Source organism: Facklamia sp. P12937 (assembly GCF_050409505.1).
Taxonomy (GTDB): Bacteria; Bacillota; Bacilli; order Lactobacillales; family Aerococcaceae; genus Facklamia.
In genome coordinates this window covers 102,797-123,628 of sequence record NZ_JBNUPI010000003.1, presented here as the reverse complement: position 1 = coordinate 123,628, position 20,832 = coordinate 102,797, and the positions used below count along the sequence as shown (strand labels likewise).

The 20,832-nt window shown below is 37.5% G+C and carries 19 protein-coding genes; 17 read left to right on the top strand and 2 right to left on the bottom strand.

The genetic code is table 11. From position 1 onward, the window contains the following. The first annotated feature begins 2 nt into the window (after nt 1-2). From ACQV2R_RS02100 to proC, 3 genes are read left to right on the top strand one after another with little or no spacing between them, the layout of a single operon-like run. Entirely contained in the window at nt 3-941 is a 939-nt protein-coding gene (locus ACQV2R_RS02100) for a thymidylate synthase (protein WP_428873428.1), read from the top strand. A 15-nt stretch (nt 942-956) separates the two neighbouring features. After that, nucleotides 957-1,448 carry a dihydrofolate reductase gene (locus ACQV2R_RS02095; RefSeq protein ID WP_428873427.1) on the top strand — a complete coding sequence of 164 codons (492 nt, stop codon included), beginning with the start codon at nt 957-959 and terminating at the stop codon, nt 1,446-1,448. Further along, nucleotides 1,449-2,261, top strand: coding sequence for a pyrroline-5-carboxylate reductase (gene proC, locus ACQV2R_RS02090; protein ID WP_428891765.1), 813 nt, complete (start codon nt 1,449-1,451; stop codon nt 2,259-2,261). It abuts the gene before it with no gap. A 57-nt stretch (nt 2,262-2,318) separates the two neighbouring features. Here the strand turns inward: proC and trhA are convergent, their stop codons facing one another. Then, on the bottom strand, nt 2,319-2,990 hold the full coding sequence (trhA, locus tag ACQV2R_RS02085; RefSeq protein WP_428891764.1) for a PAQR family membrane homeostasis protein TrhA: 672 nt from the start codon (nt 2,988-2,990) through the stop codon (nt 2,319-2,321). Nucleotides 2,991-3,177: 187 nt separating this feature from the next. Between trhA and ACQV2R_RS02080 the strand changes: the two genes are divergently transcribed. The 12 genes from ACQV2R_RS02080 to ACQV2R_RS02025 all read left to right on the top strand — a co-directional run bounded on the left by ACQV2R_RS02080 (nt 3,178) and on the right by ACQV2R_RS02025 (nt 15,030). Further along, nucleotides 3,178-3,396 carry a YozE family protein gene (locus tag ACQV2R_RS02080; RefSeq protein ID WP_428891763.1) on the top strand — a complete coding sequence of 73 codons (219 nt, stop codon included), beginning with the start codon at nt 3,178-3,180 and terminating at the stop codon, nt 3,394-3,396. Between the two features lie 12 nt (nt 3,397-3,408). Beyond that, nucleotides 3,409-4,122: a purine-nucleoside phosphorylase gene (gene deoD, locus ACQV2R_RS02075; RefSeq protein ID WP_428873422.1), complete on the top strand. Its 714-nt coding sequence runs from the start codon at nt 3,409-3,411 to the stop codon at nt 4,120-4,122. A 23-nt stretch (nt 4,123-4,145) separates the two neighbouring features. Then, nucleotides 4,146-5,627, top strand: a complete 1,482-nt coding sequence (locus ACQV2R_RS02070; RefSeq protein ID WP_428891762.1) for a S41 family peptidase — start codon at nt 4,146-4,148, stop codon at nt 5,625-5,627. Between the two features lies 1 nt (nt 5,628). Continuing rightward, a complete protein-coding gene (gene lepB, locus ACQV2R_RS02065) occupies nt 5,629-6,201 on the top strand; it encodes a signal peptidase I (RefSeq protein ID WP_428891761.1) in 573 nt (190 codons plus the stop codon). Between the two features lie 26 nt (nt 6,202-6,227). After that, complete coding sequence (ylqF, locus tag ACQV2R_RS02060) at nt 6,228-7,094, top strand: ribosome biogenesis GTPase YlqF (RefSeq protein ID WP_428891760.1); 867 nt, start codon at nt 6,228-6,230, stop codon at nt 7,092-7,094. Further along, nucleotides 7,078-7,863 carry a ribonuclease HII gene (locus tag ACQV2R_RS02055; RefSeq protein WP_428891759.1) on the top strand — a complete coding sequence of 262 codons (786 nt, stop codon included), beginning with the start codon at nt 7,078-7,080 and terminating at the stop codon, nt 7,861-7,863. The genes ylqF and ACQV2R_RS02055 overlap by 17 nt, the downstream gene beginning before the upstream one ends. 138 nt (nt 7,864-8,001) lie before the next feature. Beyond that, the gene (gene dprA / locus ACQV2R_RS02050; protein WP_428891758.1) at nt 8,002-8,868 is read left to right on the top strand and encodes a DNA-processing protein DprA; all 867 of its coding nucleotides are present in this window, start codon (nt 8,002-8,004) and stop codon (nt 8,866-8,868) included. A gap of 90 nt (nt 8,869-8,958) precedes the next feature. Further along, nucleotides 8,959-11,019, top strand: coding sequence for a type I DNA topoisomerase (gene topA, locus ACQV2R_RS02045; protein WP_428891757.1), 2,061 nt, complete (start codon nt 8,959-8,961; stop codon nt 11,017-11,019). A gap of 209 nt (nt 11,020-11,228) precedes the next feature. Next, nucleotides 11,229-12,161: a tyrosine recombinase XerC gene (gene xerC / locus ACQV2R_RS02040; protein WP_428873414.1), complete on the top strand. Its 933-nt coding sequence runs from the start codon at nt 11,229-11,231 to the stop codon at nt 12,159-12,161. Further along, the gene (hslV, locus tag ACQV2R_RS02035; protein ID WP_428873413.1) at nt 12,162-12,692 is read left to right on the top strand and encodes an ATP-dependent protease subunit HslV; all 531 of its coding nucleotides are present in this window, start codon (nt 12,162-12,164) and stop codon (nt 12,690-12,692) included. It begins immediately after the preceding gene. 20 nt (nt 12,693-12,712) lie between these two features. Further along, nucleotides 12,713-14,119, top strand: coding sequence for an ATP-dependent protease ATPase subunit HslU (gene hslU / locus ACQV2R_RS02030; protein WP_428876253.1), 1,407 nt, complete (start codon nt 12,713-12,715; stop codon nt 14,117-14,119). Between the two features lie 17 nt (nt 14,120-14,136). Then, a complete protein-coding gene (locus ACQV2R_RS02025; RefSeq protein ID WP_428873411.1) occupies nt 14,137-15,030 on the top strand; it encodes an aldose 1-epimerase family protein in 894 nt (297 codons plus the stop codon). 48 nt (nt 15,031-15,078) lie between these two features. On the opposite strand, the gene plsY is transcribed toward ACQV2R_RS02025, so the two are convergent. Next, the gene (plsY, locus tag ACQV2R_RS02020) at nt 15,079-15,687 is read right to left on the bottom strand and encodes a glycerol-3-phosphate 1-O-acyltransferase PlsY (RefSeq protein WP_428891756.1); all 609 of its coding nucleotides are present in this window, start codon (nt 15,685-15,687) and stop codon (nt 15,079-15,081) included. Nucleotides 15,688-15,954: 267 nt separating this feature from the next. Here plsY and parE point away from each other — a divergent pair, with 267 nt between their 5' ends. Both parE and parC read left to right on the top strand, forming a co-directional pair. Further along, nucleotides 15,955-18,108: a DNA topoisomerase IV subunit B gene (parE, locus tag ACQV2R_RS02015; RefSeq protein WP_428873409.1), complete on the top strand. Its 2,154-nt coding sequence runs from the start codon at nt 15,955-15,957 to the stop codon at nt 18,106-18,108. Beyond that, nucleotides 18,108-20,582, top strand: a complete 2,475-nt coding sequence (gene parC / locus ACQV2R_RS02010) for a DNA topoisomerase IV subunit A (RefSeq protein ID WP_428875201.1) — start codon at nt 18,108-18,110, stop codon at nt 20,580-20,582. Before parE ends, parC begins: the two co-directional genes overlap by 1 nt. The last annotated feature ends 250 nt before the right edge of the window (nt 20,583-20,832 follow it).

The following is a 20,832-nucleotide window of genomic DNA, read 5'->3' as shown; positions in this document are numbered from 1 at the left end:
GGATGAAACAATATCAAGAACTGATCAGTTATATTCTAGACCATGGTGACAAAAAGTCCGATCGCACAGGAACTGGTACGCTATCAACTTTCGGTTATCAAATGCGATTTGATCTCAGTAAAGACTTTCCTCTTTTGACTACTAAACGGGTGCCTTTTGGTCTAGTTAAATCGGAATTAATGTGGTTTTTAAAGGGGGATACCAATATTAAATATTTATTAATCCATAACAATCATATTTGGGATGAATGGGCCTTTGAAAACTATACGCAATCAGCTGACTACAAAGGAGTGGACATGACTGATTTTGGTCGACGTATCCTAGAAGATAAAGAATTTGCAGAAAACTACCAGATGGAGATGTCTAGTTTTCAAGCTAATATTATAGCTAGCAATCAGTTTGCGGCTAAGCATGGTGACTTAGGTCCTATCTATGGCAAACAATGGCGATCTTGGGAGGCGAATGGTGAAACCATTGATCAAATTCAGCAGGTCATTGAATCTCTTAAAGATAATCCAGATTCTAGAAGGCATATCGTAACGGCATGGAACCCTGCAGCTATTGATAAAGCGGTCTTACCACCCTGTCATTGCTTCTTTCAATTCTATGTTAGTAAAGGCCGTTTATCCTGTCAGCTTTATCAACGCTCAGCAGATGTGTTCTTAGGCGTTCCTTTTAATATTGCTTCTTATGCTTTATTAACCCATTTAATCGCCAAAGAAACTCATTTACAGCCGGGTGAATTTGTTCATGTTTTAGGGGATGCCCATTTGTATTTAACCCATTTAAAGGCAGCACGGACTCTTTTAGAGCGTTCTCCACGTTCGCTTCCCCAGCTTAACATTTCAGATTTTCAATCCATCGATCAATTGAATTTGAATCAGATTCAGATTGAAAACTACCATCCACATCCAACAATTAAAGCAGCTATCTCAGTTTAGTAAATAGGAGGAGAAATGATGATTACATATGTTTATGCCCAAGATTTAAAAGGCGCAATTGGTTATCAAAAGGACTTACCATGGCATTTACCTAACGACCTCAATTTTTTTAAAGAAGTTACCATGGGACATACTATGTTGATGGGGAGAACGACTTTCGAATCAATGGACCGTAGAGTTTTACCAGGTCGCAAGACGGTTGTATTAACCAGTCAAGAAGATTATGGTCAAGATATTGCACAGCTGAACTTGGTACATAGTGTAGAAGATGTCTTAGAGCTAGCAAAAGATCAAGAATTAATGGTTATTGGAGGAGCAGGTGTTTTCAAAACTTTGATGGACCACGTCGATAAGATTGTGCGTACCGTCATCGAAGGAGAGTTTCCTGCAGATACCTATATGGCGGATATTGATCAAGAAAAGTTCCGTTTGGATAAGCTGGTTGAAGTTCCTGCAGATGCAGATAATGAATACCCTCATCGTTTTGAGTGGTGGGTGAGAAAATAAATGACTGATTTTACCACTTTTAAAGCAATTGGCTGCATTGGTTGTGGCAATATGGGATCAGCGATTATAAAGTCTCTTTCGACTAACTTTTCCAATTTAGCCTTTTACTTATATGATAAAGACAATTATAAAAGTCAAAGCTTGGCTAAGGACTGTGGTGAGAGTGTTGAAGCAGTAAATAGTCTTGAAAAGCTTTTAGCTTCTGCTCAAATCTTTTTTATCGGAGTCAAACCGAAAGACTTAAATATCTTGTTGGACTCCCTTAATTCTATTGAATTACTTGATTCTAAATTATGGATATCGATGGTAGTGGGTAGGTCATTAAGTAGTATTCAAAAGCTACTTCCTCAAGGGCATCATCTTATCCGCATAATGCCTAATACCCCTGTTGCCATCGGACAGGGGTATGTTTCTTATTGTTACCAGAAAGAAAATTTCAATGACCAAGTAATTAATGAATTTAAGAACTTATTACAACCCTTGGGACATCTTCAGTTGATCGAAGAAAGCTTATTTGATGTTGCTTCTGCTATTGCAGGATCAGGTCCTGCCTTTATCTACCAGTTGATTGAAGCTATCAGTGATGCCGGCGTTTATTATGGCTTGAACCGTCAGCAAGCCATCGATATGGCGGCTAAAACAGTGGCTGGTGCCGGTCAGATGGTCCTGGAAAGTCATCAACATCCTGCTCAATTAAAAGACGCTGTGACCAGTCCTAAGGGTACGACCATTGCCGGTGTTAGAAGTTTAGAAGCGAATGGATTTCGATCGGCTATATTTGAAGCTATTTCAGCAACCGTAGAGAGAACATAAGAATAAATCCATCTCCTATTCTTTTTAGAATGAGAGATGGATTTTATTGATTGAAGTTTATAGGTATTGAAAAATTGAGTAAAACATTAAACCTGCTCCTAAAATAACAAAGAGGTGCCAAATAACGTGCATCCAGCGATTAGATTTCATATAATAAAATATCGTACCGAGAGAATAGGCGATCCCACCTAGAGCCAGATAAATTATTCCCCAAAGGTCTATTGATTTAAAGAGGGGATAAATAATTAATAGGCACAGCCATCCTAATGCTAAATAAAGATAGGTCGATAACTTTGGAAAACAGTCGATAGCAAAGACTTCAAATACAATCCCTGCTATTGCCAACATCCAGATGAGAGCAAGAAAGAGATAAGCCAAGTGATTATTAAGAGCTATCATGAGATAGGGAGTATAAGTTCCGGCAATTAATAAATAGATCGCTGAATGGTCCAGTTTTTGTAAAACACGTCGATATTTACTGTGGGAAAAAGAATGGTAGAGGGTTGAATTAGTAAAAAGGGCCACCAAAGAAAAGCCATAAACGATATAGGCAATCATATCGATGCTGGATCTTTGAGCTAATCCTTTTTTAATGAGTATATAAGTCCCAAGCAAAGATAAAGCAGCAGCGATTCCATGAGTGATAGCATTCCAAGTTTCGACTTGTTTGAATGAATGACTACTTCTAGATGGTGTCATTGTCGGATTGGACGAAGATGAATTAAACATTTAATCGGCTCCTTCTTTTATACTAATTCAATTATACTTAAGTTAGGGTTTAGATGAAAGAAAAGTCGGTTTATGGAATAATTGATTTATTTATTAGGATTACAAATGCTATAATAAAAATAATTCCACGAAACCCAGAGCATTTAACTTTATCAAAGAATGATCTTTAAAGAATAGGAGGTCTAGGATGGGACCTAGTTTTTATGAATTTATAATGCGATATGCTGATGAAGCTGCCAATGATCCCATGAGTCGCTTAGCCAATGCAGTCAGTAAGGACATTGCTTTTCCCAAGCAAAGTCATGATTTTCAAGAAATATCTGATTATTTAGAAAAAAATAGTCACTATTCAAGACTATTAAGTATTTTTGATGATGCCTGGCACCAATATCAATATGCAATTTAAAGGAGAGATTTGATGAGTACACATATTCAAGCCCACTATGGGCAAATAGCCCCGATAGTTCTGTTTCCCGGTGATCCCTTAAGAGCAAAATATATTGCTGACCAATTTTTAGAAAATGTTATTCAATATAACGAAGTGCGCAATATGTTTGGCTACACAGGAGATTACCACGGTATAAAAGTATCGGTTCAAGGATCTGGAATGGGGATGCCATCAGCTATGATCTATGCAGAGGAGCTTTACCGTGACTATGATGTGCAAACAATTATTCGGGTAGGATCTGCCGGTGGTATGCAAGAAAATGTTAAAGTTAGAGACATAGTCTTAGCCCAAGGAGCTACAACCGATTCTTCAGCTTTAAGTAATATTTTTAAAGGACAAGTTTCCTATGCTGCACTTGCTGATTTTCAAAGTCTTGATCACGCTTATCATTTGGCACAAACAAAAGTAGGAGACCGGGTTCATGTAGGGAATGTACTTTCTAGCGATCGTTTTTATAATGATGAGTTAGATAAAGAAAAATTAGCTCAATATGGTGTTCTAGCAGTTGAAATGGAAGCAGCCGGACTTTATGCCGTGGCAGCAAAATATCAGCGCAGAGCTTTAGCTATTTGTACGATTTCTGACCATCTATTAACTGGTGAAGAGACAACCGCTCAAGAGCGTGAACAAACCTTTACAGACATGATGGAAATAGCTTTAGAAACAGCTTTAAAATTGGATTAAACAATAGAAAGAAGGGAGATGAAATGATTTTTAAATGCAAATTTATCAAGAAGCAAAAAAACAACCTTCTTCAGTGGACTCCAGATAAATGGCTTTGCCTTTTTTTAATCTTTTCGCTTTTTGCTTTGGTTATGAATTATAAAGCGCTTCCGATTTCAGCTATGGGAAAGCTATTTGGCAGTCCTTCAGTTGAAAAAGAAGATCAATTAACCAAAGAAGATTTAGCGATTATCCAAGAAGTTTATAATTCTTTACAAATCAATTATATTGAGGAATTAGATAAAGAAAAGCTTTTAGAAGGAGCTCTAAAAGGCATGGTGGATGCGGTGGATGATCCCTATTCTGAATTTTTAAACCCTACTGAAATAACGCCTTTTGATGATTCTCTGGAAGGATCCTTCACCGGTATAGGGGTTCAATTTATGTTAAAAGATAGTTTGCCTACGGTTATAGCTCCGATTGACGGAACTCCCGCTGCAAAAGCAGGTATCAAAGCCAATGATATTATTCTAAAAGCCGATGATGTGGATCTTCAGGGATTAGACACCAGTGAAATCGTGCAAAAGATTCGTGGACCCTTGGGGTCTGAGATCACTTTAACGATCAAGAGAGGTCAATCAACCTTTGAAGTAACTATGATTCGAGAAGAAATTCCTCTTACTACGGTCGACTATGAACAAGATGATGAATATGACAAAGTGGGAGTCGTTAAAGTGAGCCAATTTGCTTCATCAACTTATGAGGAAATGGTATCGGCCGTTAAAGACTTACGGTCAAAAGGTGTCGATCGCTTTATTTTTGATTTCCGCTATAATCCTGGAGGAATGTTGGAAACAGCTTTACAAGTTAGTAATATGTTCTTAGATGATGATCAAGTCATTATGCAAACAGATGATCGTCTGAGTGAGCCGTTTGAGTATGTGGCTTCTGACGAGCGCTATGGTGATTTTCAAATTACAGAGCCTTATGTATTATTAATCGATGAAGGCTCGGCTTCAGCTAGTGAAATATTAGCTGCTGCCATTAAAGAAAATACGGATGCCCCTGTGATCGGGGTGACTTCTTTCGGAAAAGGGACGGTTCAAAGAATGATTTCAGAATCCTCATATGGGGAATTAAAATTAACCGTAGCAAAATGGCTTACACCTAGTGGGGGGTGGATTCATGAGAAAGGAATCGAACCTGATCAAGTGGTAGAAGCACCAGAAGTCGCTAATACGATTGTGTTAAATCAAGAAGAAGATTTAAAAATAGGCGATGCCTCCGAATACGTTCAATCAGCTAGTTTAATGTTACAAGCATTGGGTTATCAAGAGGAAAAAACAGCTTATTTTAGTCCTGAAATGGAAGAAGCTGTAAGGAACTTTCAAAAGGACTTTAAGCTAGAAGTAAACGGTGTTATTGACTCAGCAACCAGTGACAAATTGGTTGAAGAAACGCGAGCTTATTTAGAAGCAGAAGACCCACAATATCAAGCAGCTATCGAGGCCTTATTAGGAGAATAAGATGGGAAAATTTTTTAAAACAATTCTAATAGAGTTCGTAAATATCATTTTTGTGATTCTTGCTGCTTTGTTTCTCTTTTTAGCTGTACGTAACTATCTTGCACAGCCCTTTCAAGTTGAAGGTAAATCAATGAATCCCACTCTTTATCAAGCAGACCATTTGATAATGTGGAAACAATTTGATTTAGACCGTTTTGACATTGTTGTCTTTCCTGATCCTATGGGTTCTGGCAGAACCTATGTGAAGCGTTTAATTGGCCTTCCAGGAGATTCGATTGTAGTAAGAGAAGATCAGTTATTCATCAATGATCAGTTGATTGAAGAACCTTATTTGGAGCCGGCTAAATCTAATATGGAGACAAATTATACTGAAGACTTCACTCTGTGGGAAATAACAGGTGATTCGCTTATTCCAGAAGGTAAAGTTTTTGTGATGGGTGATAACCGACCTGGTTCGGGAGACAGTCGCCAATTTGGTTATGTCGATATTGAGGAAATTGAAGGAGAAGCTAACTTTATTTATTATCCTCTTGATCGAATAGGAAAAGTAGGTAAACTGCAAGCTATAGAATAAAGAGTCTATTAAAAAGGAGGGATAAATTGAATCAGATTCAGTGGTTTCCAGGCCATATGGCAAAGGCTAAAAGGGAAGCAAAGGAAAAACTTAATTTAGTGGATTTAGTAATTGAATTGGCAGATGCTCGCATACCTGAATCCAGCCGTAATCCTGTGATTACAGAAATTATTAATCAGAAACCTTCAATTCTGGCTTTAAATAAAGCAGATTTAGCTGACCCCAATTTAACTAAACATTGGATTCAACACTATCAAGAACAAGGTCAAATTGCTTTAGCAATTGATGCTCAGCATCAATTGGGTTTGAATGAACTTAAGAAGGCCTGCAAAGACTTAATGGTAGATTTTTTTGCCAAACAAAAAGCTAAAGGGGTAAAACCTAGAGCGATTCGTCTGATGATTTTAGGCATCCCCAATGTCGGCAAGTCAACGCTCATTAACCGCTTTGTCGGAAAAAATCAAGCACAAACTGGCAATAAACCAGGGGTTACTAAAGCGCAGCGGTGGCTAAAAATTGGGAAAGAGTTTGAATTACTAGATACGCCTGGTATCTTATGGCCTAAGTTTGAAGATCCCTTGACGGGTTATCACTTAGCCTTAACCGGAGCCATTAAAGACCAATTAGTCGAAATGCAGGAGCTATCTTTAGTGTTGATCGGTCATTTAGAACAATTTTACCCTGGTTTATTAAAAGAATTTTATCATTTAGAAGACTATCATCAAGAGATGGCTGCGGCTGAAATTTTAACTAGTTTAACACAGACATTAAAACTGGATCAAGACTATACCCAAGCAGCTGAGCGATTAATATTTGATTTTCGTCAACATAAACTGGGTTCGATTACACTCGAGCGTCCGATTGAGAGGGTTAACATTGAAACAAACCATTAAAGAAATCAAAGCGCAGCTAAAAACAATTGAAGACCTTGAAGATGTTTACCTCAATCAATTAAAAGAAGATCCTAGAAAAGGAGTTCAAGACCTAGTAAGACGTCATAAACGAGTGTTAATTGCTTATAACCAACGTTATCAAGCTTATCAAAAACGCCTAGACTTTGATCGCCAATTATTGGATGCTAACCAGTCTTTTGTGCTTGCAGGAGTTGATGAAGTGGGGAGAGGTCCGATAGCTGGTCCAGTAGTAGCAGCGGCAGTTATTTTACCTCAAGATACCAGTGATTGGGTGGACGTCAATGATTCGAAAACCTTAACGCATCAAAAGCGTTCAGACTTAGCTGAAATGATAAAACAACAAGCTAAAGCTTATGCCATCACAAGCGTATCTCCTCAAGCGATTGATCGCATTAATATTTATGAGGCCAGTCGTATGGCCATGAAAGAAGCTGTTCTAAAGCTCAACAAAGCAGTGGATTTTGTTGTCGTAGACGCCATGAAATTAGATTTACAGATTCAACAAAAAGCAGTGGTGAAAGGTGATCAACGCTCACTTTCCATAGCTGCTGCTTCTATTATTGCCAAGGTCCATCGTGACCAGCTGATGGTGGATTATGCAAGATGGTATCCAGAATATGGTTTTGACCAGCACATGGGCTATCCAACTAAGAAACATCTGGTTGCGTTAGAACAATACGGCTACACGGCTATTCATAGACAATCCTTTAGTCCTGTTCAAAAAATTAATAAATTCTATGGTTCGTAAGTTGGCCAAAATTTTAAAGAGCAAGTATTGAAAAATATTTGCTCTTTTGTATGTCTTAAAGCTTTTAATGAGGATCGCAGAGCACTTATGGCCTAATTACTTTGTATCTTAAGGGTAAAAGCTTAAGGAGTGTAGGCCATGATAAAAAGAGAGTTAATCTATTTACAGATGAAAGGCGTTAAATACCGTCATTTGTGGCATTATTTTAAAGTTAGACAAAATCTCTCTCGTCAAGCAAGTGTTCATTCTTTACTTATTAATAACATGTGGTCATTTAAGGAAGAGGCACTCTTCAAGGATTGGGAAAGTTGTCAAGAGATTCTAACTAATTTAGAAAAGCAAGCGATTCTCTTTGGTGAAAAATCCTATCCCTATCGCTGGCTTCAGCTTCCCCAACCACCTATTTTGTTTTTTTATAGAGGAGATCTTAACCTTTTAAATCGACCTTTAGTTGCGATTGTTGGATCTAGAAAACTATCGGCTTATGGAAAAAAAAGCGCACAAAAAATTAGCAAGGCACTAACTAAAGCGAGCTTTGTGATTGTTTCAGGTTTGGCTAAAGGAGCGGATTTTATTTCGCATAAGGCTTGTATGAGTGAAAAAGAAGGGAAAACCATCGCTATTGTTGCCAATGGCTTTGAGCATTATTATCCCAAAGAACATCATCAGCTCCAAGAACAAATAGCAAGCAGTCATTTGTTATTAAGTGAGTACCTACCCCATCAAGCTATTCGAAAGTATCAATTTATTGCAAGAAATCGTTTGGTGGCTGGACTATGCCCCGTAGTGATTGTCATTCAAGCAGCCAAGAAATCGGGCTCATTAATTACTGCTAATTATGCCTTGGAATATAATAGTCAAATTTATGCTTTACCTGGACCCATCGATGACCCGCAATCTTATGGATGCAATCACTTAATACAAGCAGGGGCAAGACCGATTGTCGATTTGGACCAATTAATAGAAGAGATAGCTCTAGATTATCAACGGCAAAAGATAAAATAAAGAGTATTCATTGACATAATTGAAAGTTTAGCATAAGATTGTTACGATTTTGCATGTGAGCAAAGGAATAAGAAAGGGAGTGATTGTTACTTGGCCTATAAATATCTCGTCATAGTCGAATCACCAACCAAAGCCAAAACCATTGATAAATATTTAGGCAAAAATTATAAAGTCGTTGCTTCAAAAGGTCATCTCAGAGATCTACCGAAATCACGAATGGGCATTGACTTAGAAAATAATTTTGAACCGCATTATATTTCAATTAGGGGCAGAGGCGATACCATTAAGGAGCTTAGAAAATTAGCCAATAAGGCTGAAAAAGTCTATTTAGCAAGTGACCCGGACCGTGAAGGAGAAGCAATTGCTTGGCATCTTTCCTATCTATTAAAATTAGATCCGCAAGCGGCTAACCGTGTAGTATTTAATGAGATTACTAAAGAATCGGTTAAAGAAGCATTTAAGCAACCACGACAAATCGATCAAGACTTAGTGGATTCTCAACAAGCAAGAAGAATTTTAGACCGAATAGTGGGTTATTCTATCTCACCTTTATTATGGAAGAAGATTAAAGGTGGTTTATCAGCAGGGCGTGTTCAATCGACCACTTTAAAACTAATTATTGACCGTGAAAAGGAAATCCGCCAATTTAAACCAGAAGAATATTGGAAAATTCCAGCGAACTTTAAAAAAGGACGGTCGAAATTTGAAGCAGAATTCTATGGACTAGACGGTAAAAAAACTGAGCTCAAGAATAAAGAGCAAGTTGATCAAGTTATGAAACGTCTTAACCTTAAAGGTGAATTTAATATTCAATCAATTACTGAAAAAGAACGTTTTCGTAAGCCCAATGCACCGTTTACTACCTCTACCTTGCAGCAAGATGCTGCCAATCGTTTGAATTTCCGTACCGGCAAAACCATGATGATTGCTCAGCAGCTTTATGAAGGCATATCTATTCGTCGTAACACCATCGGCTTGATTACTTATATGCGTACCGATTCGACTCGAATTTCACCAACAGCCAAAAAGATGGCAGGAGATTTTATTAAAGATACCTATGGTGAGCAGTATTTGGGAGCAGGACATAAGGTCAATAATAAAGCAGGGGCTCAGGATGCTCATGAAGCTATACGTCCCTCAAATGTCAGTTTAACACCCGAATCGATTAAAGATTCATTAACTAAGGACCAATTCCGTCTCTATGCTTTAATATGGGCACGCTTTGTGGCTTCACAAATGTCAAATGCCGTCTATGATACAATTAAAGCGGATATCATTCAAAATGATGTTCTCTTTCGTGCGAATGGTTCACGCATTAAATTTGAAGGCTTCTTGAAAGTTTATCCAAGTAAATCAGATAAAGATAACTATCTGCCAGCTTTGAAAGAAGGAGATGCAGTTACAGCTGAAAAGATTGATCCAAGTCAGCATTTTACTCAACCACCAGCACGCTATAATGAAGCCAGCCTAGTTAAAATGCTTGAAGAGTTGGGGATTGGGCGACCTTCCACTTACGCACCAACCTTAGAAACCTTGCGTAAACGCTACTATGTTAAAATGGAAGCTAAACGTTTTACGCCGACAGAACTAGGAGAAATTGTCAATGACATGATGGAAATTTACTTTCCAGATATTGTTGATTCTGAATTTACAGCTGGGATGGAAAATAAACTTGACCAAATCGAGGAAAATAAAGTAGAATGGCAGAAAGTTCTGAATGACTTTTATCAGATTTTCGCTAAAGATTTAGACAAGGCAGAAGAAGAGATGGAAAAAATTGAGATAAAAAATGAACCAGCTGGTTTTGACTGCCCAGAGTGTGGCAATCCAATGGTCATCAAAATTGGTCGCTATGGTAAGTTTTATGCCTGCTCCAATTTTCCAGAATGCCGTCATACTGAAGCCATCGTCAAAGAAATTGGTGTAAAATGTCCTACATGCAAAGAGGGCGAAATTATCGAAAGAAAATCGAAGAAGAACCGAATATTTTATGGGTGTTCAAGATATCCAGAATGTGAATTCGTTTCTTGGGACAAACCAATCGGTCGTAATTGTCCAAAATGTAATGAGTATCTTATCGAAAAGAAATCTCGTAAAGGCAAGCAAGTTCAATGTTCTTCTTGTGATTATACTGAAGCCATAGAAAGCTAAGCGAATTTTAAAAAAACTTCTTTAAATCAATCAATTTAGCTAAAACCGAATGCTTCACAGTTTTGTGAGTGTTCGGTTTTTTATCTATTTAGCAATATTAACTGAACTATAAAATTTACTTTTAGCCTGCATTTTGAATATGGCGCTTAATTGGCTATGAATTCAAAGAAAAGGTATAATAAAAAAAGAGGAAATTGAGGTGATAAATGATGCAGGATAAGATTATTAATTTTTTGAATTATTTATTGAACGAACGTCGTTATTCTCAACATACAGTCATCGCCTACCAAAGAGATCTGAACCAATTCTGGCTTTTTATTAAAAGTTCAGGAGAAGTTAGCTTAGAGCAAATTTCCTATCAAGATTTAAGGCTTTATTTAGCCTATCTAAACGAACGCTCGCTTAATCCCAAAACGATTGCCAGAAAATTATCCTCTTTACGTTCTTTTTTTAATTATTGTTTGCGTCGGCATTGGATTGACCAAGATCCAATGGAGTTAATTACTTATAAAGCAAAAGAGACTCATTTACCCTCTTTTTTCTATGAAAATGAAATTGAAAGTCTCATTAAAGTAGCTAAAACTAGTCTTTTAGATTATCCCAAGCGAAACCTCGCCATCCTTGAATTGATGTATGCAACGGGTATCCGCGTTTCAGAATGCTGTCAGATAAGACTAGACCAACTTGATTTTTCCTTGCAAATTCTACGTGTGTTCGGCAAGGGGAATAAGGAACGAATTGTCCCTTTTGGAGATCCAGCTATGCGAGCTTTAAAAGATTATATTGAAACGGAGCGTAAAGAGTTATTAAGTAAATGGTCCATGCAGAATCAAAGAAATAATGATATATTATTCTTATCGGAAAAAGGGAAAGCAATTAACCCTGATCAAGTGCGCCATATTTTACAAAAAATAGTAGAAGAAAGTCAGCTTAATTTAAAGATTAATCCCCATAAATTGAGACATTCTTATGCGACCCATCTATTAAATCGTGGGGCAGATTTACGTTCCGTCCAAGAACTCCTAGGCCATGAGAATTTATCTTCTACACAAATATATACCCATATAACCGGCGATAAAATGCGATCAGAATACTTAAAAGCTCATCCGAGAGCTCGTAGAAAGAAGCAGGAGGAAGAATAAATGACAACAATATGTGCAGTTAAAAAAGATAATAAATTAGCAATGGCGGGAGATGGTCAAGTCACAATGGGAGAAACGGTCATTATGAAAGGTGGTGCCCGCAAGCTTCGTAGAATTTTTAACGATCAAGTGGTTATTGGATTTGCCGGAGGAGTTGCTGATGCTATTACCTTGTCAGAAATGTTTGAAACGAAGTTACAAGCCCATCAAGGCCAATTAACTCGAGCAGCTGTAGAAGTAGCCAAACAATGGCGGACAGATCGCTCTTTACAAAAGTTAGAAGCCCTTTTAATCGTTATGAATAAAGAAAGTCTCTTATTAGTATCCGGCACGGGAGAAGTTATCGAACCGGATGACGGTATTTTAACCATCGGTTCGGGGGGCAATTATGCCTTGGCAGCAGCTAGAGCCATGCTTAGAACAAGTGAGCAATTAAGTGCAAAAGAGATCGTTTCTCAAGCCCTAGAAATTGCTGCAGAAATTGATGTTTATACTAATAAACAAATCATGGTCGAAAGTTTTGAATCCTAGATTTAAAGGAGAATGTAAGAATGGAATTAAGTCCCAGACAATTAGTTGCAGAATTAGATAAATATATCATTGGTCAAGCAGAAGCCAAACGTTCAATAGCCGTTGCTATTCGAAATAGACAAAGACGGTTACGCCTTGAAGCCGAAATGCAAGATGAAGTAAAACCTAAAAATTTATTAATGATTGGTCCAACCGGAGTTGGAAAAACAGAAATTGCTAGACGTCTAGCCAAGATTATTAAGGCCCCTTTTTTAAAGGTGGAGGCCACTAAGTATACCGAAGTTGGTTATGTTGGTCGTGATGTAGAATCAATGGTCAGAGACTTGGTAGAGCAAGCAATTCGTATCGTTCGTGATGAAATGCGCCAAGAGGTTGAAGATGAAGCACGTGAAAAAGCAATTGATCGAATTGCTAAAGCACTAGTCCCTGGTAAGAAGAAAAAGAAGGAAGTAAAAAAAGATCCTAACAATGCCGGTGGCTTCGTCTTGCCAGATATGGAAGCTTTTATGCGCCAAATGCGTGGTGAAGTAGAAGCAGAAAAAGAAGAAGTGACGGAAGAAGTGGCTTCCAACCGTCGTCATATTCGCCAGCAAATTCGTGAGGGTGTGTTGGATAAACAAGAAGTGACTATTGAAATGGAAGAAAAGAAACTACAGTTAAACTCACTTAATCCTGCTATGGAGCAAATGATGGATATGCAAGAATCCCTCAACGCTTTAAGACCGAAGAAAATGATTCAGCGTACAGTGACTGTCAAAGAAGCGCTTAAGTTATTAACAGTAGACGAAGCAGACAAATTGGTAAACGAAGAGGATATTCATCAAAAAGGCTTAAAACTAGCTGAGAAAAACGGTATTATTTTTATTGATGAGTTAGATAAAATTGCCTCTTCAAGTAATCAATCGGGAGAAGTTTCAAGACAGGGTGTTCAGCGTGATATTTTACCAATCGTTGAAGGTAGTCAAATTCAAACCAAATACGGTATTATAAAGTCTGATCATATTCTCTTTGTGGGATCAGGTGCTTTCCATGTTGCTAAACCTTCTGATTTAATTCCAGAGTTACAAGGACGCTTTCCCATTCGAGTCAATCTTCAGGACTTAACCGCTGACGATTTTGTTAAAATTCTAACCGAACCTAAAAATGCCTTACTTATCCAATATCAGGCCCTTTTAGCTACTGAAGAGGTGACTGTTAACTTTAGCGATGAAGCAGTTCAGAAAATGGCCTACTATGCGGAAACCTTAAACCGCAATACAGATAATATTGGAGCAAGACGCCTACATACGATTATTGAGACAGTTTTAGAAGATTTATTATTTGAAGCAGCAGACACACCAATGGTAATTGAAATTACTGAAAAATACGTCGATGATAAATTAGCAGATAAGGTTGAGAATCAAGATCTTAGCCACTATATCTTATAAAGAAATGGGTGAAGCCTATGGTAACCATTCAAAATAGTTTTTTAAAAGTGGAGATAACTGAGAATGGGGCAGAAGTCCAGTCAATTACTGATCTAAAGACAGACTATGAATTTCTCTGGCAAGCAGACCCTTTCTATTGGTCTCGCAGTGCCCCCATCCTTTTTCCCATCGTTGGGCGCCTACAGGATGATCAGTATCTTTATGGTGGAAAATTCTACCAAATGAGTCGCCATGGGTTTGCTAGAGATTATACCTTTACTGTTCAAAGTCAAACCGAATCTTCTGCAAGTTTTTACTTAAAAAACAATAAAAACACGCTAGAATCCTATCCCTTTGAATTTTCACTTCAGGTTAATTATGTTTTATATGATCATAAGTTAACAATTACTTTTGAAGTTTATAATCCTTCACTTGAAAAACCTTTATATTATTCAGTGGGTTATCATCCGGCCTTTAATCTCCCACATACAGTAGGAAGAAATTATCCGGAATTCAATCAAGTAAGTTACCAATTAAATCCAGAAGGGTATTATTATCTCTTACAAACTAATAATGATGGCCTAGTCAACTTAGAAAGAGCTAAGTATACAGAAGTGATTAATCAAAAGTTGCGTCACAAACAATTTAGAAATGATGCCTTAATCTATCAAGTGAGTGAAAAAGCTGAACTTATCTTAATGGATGCTATTAATGATGTTGAAATTAAATTTCGTTCTATTGGCTTTGACTATGTTGCTTTATGGTCTCCTTATCCTAAGCGAGCTCCTTTCTTAGCCGTAGAAGCATGGTCTGGCTTACCGGATATTGCCAATGAGCCTGAGCTATTTAAGCATAAACGGGGAATTCATAGTTTAGCCCCCCAATCCATCAGTACTCATGATTTGACGATGGAATTTTTCAAGGGTGAATAAAATTAAAAAGATAAAAATAGCTAAGGAAAATGCCTTAGCTATTTTAATTTATTTTTTTCTAGGATTTAAACCGAAGGTCACTCGACTTTCTTCTCCTTTAAGCAGTCTTTGAATATTCTCTCGATGACGATAGACCATCAAAACAGCCATAAAGGCAAAGCCCCAAGAATATACTAAAGGTTCTCGTAGAATAATCCAAATAGCGACCAGCAAAAAAGAGGTCATGGCAGCAATACTCACAATTGATGTCAATAAGAGAATGGTTATAAAGAGAGCGACCATGGCTAAAGCAATATAAAAGTTAAATGCCAATAGTACACCTACCGATGTTGCAACGATTTTTCCGCCACGGAATTGACTGAAAAGTGGATAGGCATGTCCCAGAACAGCAGCAATAGCCGTTAGCATAATAGCTAAATCACTATCCGAGCCTAAGAGCTGTTGGGCCATTAAAACTGGAAGATAGCCCTTTAAAATATCCACAATAATAACCACAATGGCTGCAATCGGTCCAAAATTTCTGCCGATATTCGTACCACCAGAATTGCCTGAACCGAGGGTCCGAACATCGATATTGTGGATATATTTTGAATACCAGACACCTGAGGGAATCGATCCCGCCAAGTATCCGACAATAATCATTAAGATAGCTAACATTTATTAACCTCCTAGTTTACTATCTTCATTCTAACATGATTGAATAATTTTCACCAAGCGAATTTCTTAATTATAAAAATGCAATATTTTTGACTTTTAGGCATCAAAACAACTTTAAGTAAATCAAAAGTGTCAAAGCAGGATTTATTCTGCTATGATAATAGAGTTGGGAAATAGAGCCTTTATACTGAATAGATACTATCGTTAAAAGATTATTCAAAAAACGCATGACTATTTCTTATTAAATAACATTAAAAGGGTGAGAAAATGGCAAACAAAAATTCTAAAGTGAATTTAAGCAATTATAATGATGATGCCATTCAGATATTAGAAGGTCTAGAAGCCGTAAGAAAAAGACCGGGTATGTATATCGGATCGACTGATCAAAAGGGCCTTCACCATCTTATTTATGAAATTGTTGATAATTCTGTAGATGAAGCTCTATCAGGTTTTGCAAATCGAATTGTTGTGTCTTTAGAAGCAGATGGCTCGATTCGCATTACTGATAATGGCCGGGGCATGCCGATTGGTAGGCATGCTTCAGGGGTTCCTACGGTTCAAGTTATTTTCACTGTATTACATGCTGGTGGGAAGTTTGGCCAAGGTGGATATAAATCCGCTGGAGGGCTTCATGGAGTAGGAGCCTCGGTCGTAAATGCTTTATCTTCATGGTTGGAAGTGACGGTTATTCGAGAGGGATACCAATACCATATGCGGTTTGAAGAGGGCGGACGTCCTGCCAGCTCTTTAAAAAAGACTAAGCACAATAATCAATCAGACACTGGTACAAGTGTTCATTTTATGCCGGATGAAAAAATATTTGGATCTTCTGCCATTAACTATGAAACCATTTCCGAAAGGCTGAGAGAGTCAGCCTTCCTTTTAAAAGGAATTACCATTGAAATTCATGATCAAAGAAAAGACATTTCAGAGACTTTTCATTATGAAGATGGTTTACAAGATTTTATTCAATATCTTAATGAAGATAAAGAAGTCATGGGAAATGTGGTGGCTTTTTCAAGCCAATCAGAAGATTTTGAGATTGATTTTGCCATGCAGTATAATGATGGTTATTCAGAAACCATTCTTTCTTTTGCTAATAATGTTCGTACCAATGGTGGTGGCACGCATGAAACGGCCATGAAGACAGCTATTACCAAGGTATTTAATGACTACGGTCGTAAAATGAGTTTGATTAAAGAAAAGGATAAAAATTTAGAAGGGTCCGATATCCGGGAAGGACTGGCAGCCATTGTATCGGTTCGTATTCCTGAGCAATATCTACAATTTGAAGGACAGACGAAGGACAAATTAGGAAGTCCAAAGGCACGTACCATTGTTGAATCTTTTGTAACAGAGCACTTAGGTTATTATTTAGCAGAAAACGGTAATTGGGCGCAAACTATTTTAAGAAAAGCTTTAAAGGCTAGACAAACACGAGAAGCTGCTCGCAAAGCGCGTGAGGCTTCACGTTCTTCTAACTCTAATAAACAACAAGAACGCTTAATTTCAGGTAAGCTTACTAAGGCCCAGTCAAAAGATGCTTCAAAGAATGAACTTTATATCGTGGAGGGAGATTCGGCCGGTGGCTCAGCTAAATTAGGGCGTGATCGTAAATTTCAAGCCATATTGCCTTTAAGAGGTAAGGTCATCAACACTGAAAAAGCATCTTTAAGCGATATTATGAAAAATGAAGAAATTAATACCCTCATCTACACAATTGGTGCAGGGGTAGGGGCTGATTTTGATATTAAAGCTGCTAACTATGATAAAGTGGTCATTATGACGGATGCGGATACGGATGGTGCTCACATTCAAGTACTGCTTTTAACTTTCTTCTACCGCTATATGAAGCCATTGATTGAAGCAGGCAAGGTCTATTTGGCCATGCCGCCTCTATATAAGGTATCAAAGGGAAAAGGTAAGAATGAAAGAATCGAATACGCTTGGACAGATGAAGAACTACAAGCAAAAATTAAAGCAGTGGGACCAGGCTACATCTTACAACGTTATAAGGGGCTCGGAGAGATGAATGCGGATCAATTATGGCATACGACTATGAATCCTTCCTCACGCTTATTGATAAGAGTAACTCTTGATGATGATTCGTTATCCGAAAAGCGTTTATCGACTTTAATGGGTAGTAAAGTAGATCCTCGCCGTAAATGGATTGAAAAAAATGTTCAATTTACCATGGATGAAGAAGATTCTCTATTAAAAGAAAACACCCAAACCAACCACTCTCTAGCACAAGAAGACAAGGAAGCCTTGTTAGTGGCTAAAAACCCAGCTTCAAAAGCATCTGCGAAAACACAAAATACGCTATCAAAAAAAGAGCCGTCTACTGACCTTAATGAAAATCCAAGTAAGGATTTAGTGGATGAAAATGGACAAATTGATTTATTTGGAGGTGATTTATAATGACTGAACTAGAAAATAAAGGAGTCCAAGAATTAAATTTTTCATCGGTTATCGGTGATCGATTTGGTCGCTATTCCAAGTATATCATTCAAGATAGAGCGTTACCCGATATTCGCGATGGTTTAAAACCCGTTCAAAGACGTATTTTATATGCTATGTTTGCCGAAGGAAATACTGCTGAAAAAGCTTATCGCAAATCAGCCAAAACAGTGGGGAATGTGATCGGTAATTATCATCCACATGGAGATTCATCGGTTTATGAGGCCATGGTTCGTATGTCTCAAAGTTGGAAAAACCGCCAACCTTTGATCGACATGCACGGTAATAATGGTTCCATGGATGGCGACCCAGCTGCGGCAATGCGTTATACAGAAGCTAGGCTTTCAAGTATCGCCATGGAACTCTTAAGAGATATCCATTCTCAAACAGTCGATTGGATTCTGAACTTTGATGATACCATTGAAGAACCTCGTGTTTTACCCGCTCGCTTTCCTAATCTACTAGTGAATGGCGCAACCGGTATTTCAGCAGGTTATGCAACCGATATTCCTCCACACAACTTAGGGGAAGTCATTGACGCTTTAATTTATATGATTAAGCATCCCGATAAAATCAGTGTTGACCAGTTAATGAAGTATTTACCAGGACCAGATTTTCCAACGGGTGGTATTATCCAAGGTAAGGCGGGCATTAAAGAAGCCTATCAAACGGGTCAAGGTAAAGTTGTTATTCGATCTAAATTAGAAGTTGAAAAATTAAAGGGTGGTAAGTCTCAAATTGTTGTGAGTGAAGTACCCTATGACGTTAATAAAGGCAAACTTATTCAAAAATTAGATGAAATACGTCTTTCTAAAAAGCTAGAAGGGATTGCTGATGTTCGCGATGATTCAGATATTAATGGTGTTTCATTAGTCATTGAACTAAAAAGAGATGTAGAGGTCGAACCAATTCTTGCTTACCTCTATAAAAACACCGATTTACAAGTAAATTATCACTTCAATATGATAGCCATTCACGATCGTCGACCAGTCCTTTGTTCCTTAGAAAAAATGTTACAAGCTTACCTTGACCATCAAAAAGACATTATTCGTCGAAGAACTCAATTTCTTCTTAAGAAAGATCAAGACCGTCTTCATATTGTTGATGGCTTAATCCGAGTTATTTCTATTTTAGATGAAGTAATTACCACTATTCGCCAATCTGAAAACAAGGCCAATGCTAAAGATAATTTACACCAACAATATAATTTTTCAATGGCACAGGCTGAAGCAATTGTTTCCTTACAGTTATACCGTTTAACTAATACGGATATTGTTGGCCTACAAAAAGAAAAATTTGAACTTAACGAAAGAATCCATATGTACGAGAATATCCTTTCTAATGCCAGTACTTTAGACAAGGTTTTGGTTAAGGAATTAAAGGAAATTAAGAAAAAGTTTAATAGTTTGAGAATGAGTCAATTAGAAGAGGAAGTGGAAGAAATTACCTTGGAAAAGACTCTTTTAATCCCACAAGAGCAAGTCTATGTGTCTGTGACTAAGGAAGGATACTTGAAACGTACTTCGGTTAGGTCATTTACGGCTTCCGATTCCACTGATTTAGGATCTAGAGATTTAGACTATCCATTATTTGTTCAAGAACTCTCGACTCATGATGCGATTGTGATTATCACATCTAAAGGTAATTATATTCATTTACCTGTTCACGAATTACCAGACATTCGTTGGAAAGATCTGGGTTTACATTGGTCTCAGCAATATCAATTAGATAAAGAGGAGTCCATCATTGCGGTGTTTGCGCAAAAAGCTTCGGATAATCCGAGTGAAGACCGAATTGTCATGATGACACAAGCAGGTCGCATTAAACAAACCCTCTTATCAGAATTCTCAACTTATCGATCCTATAAAACTCGGACAATGACTGCAATTAAATTGCAAGATGACCACGATCAATTAGTAGCAGCTCGATTAGCTAAAGCAGACAAGAACTATCAAATCGCCAGTATGACCCACCGCTCCTACGGTTTACGGTTTGATTTAGAACAAGTTTCAATTCAAGGACTAAAAGCACAAGGGGTCGTAGGTATGAAACTGAAAAAGGATGATTATCTTGTATCGATGCTCTTAATCGATCAAGCAGCTTCAAGACCACAAGTCTTCTTATTAACCAATCGAGGAAATCTTAAACGAATGGATAGTGAAGAACTGGCTAGTGCTAATCGCGCCAGTGTTGGAACGCTCATTCTAAAAGAAATAAAATCAAATCCCCATCGGATTTTAAAAGCTTTAGCCTTACAAAAAGGGAATATACCGATTATTATTCAAGGGGATACCGGTAAATCATTAGAGATGATGGCTTTTGATATCAATATTAGTAAACGCCAGAATAATGGCAGTCAGATTGTTGAGCTTGATCAACTAGGTAAGGTGATAGACATCCATCCTGCACGCTTGAAAATGTTAGATGAAGAATAAGATAAAAAACAAGTATCTGAACCAGATGCTTGTTTTTTATTTACAAAATCAACAACTAAAACTCTGTGTACTAAAAGAAAAAAACAGAAAGCAAACAACTGTTATAATCTTATTGCTACAATGAGCACAGAATACACTCTATTATTTTGTTTTTTCTAACAAAACACTGATATTTAAAGCTTAACGCTAATTATATAATTCACAATAACTGTTTACATTGAACTTTTCTTGTGTTATATTATGGGTGTAG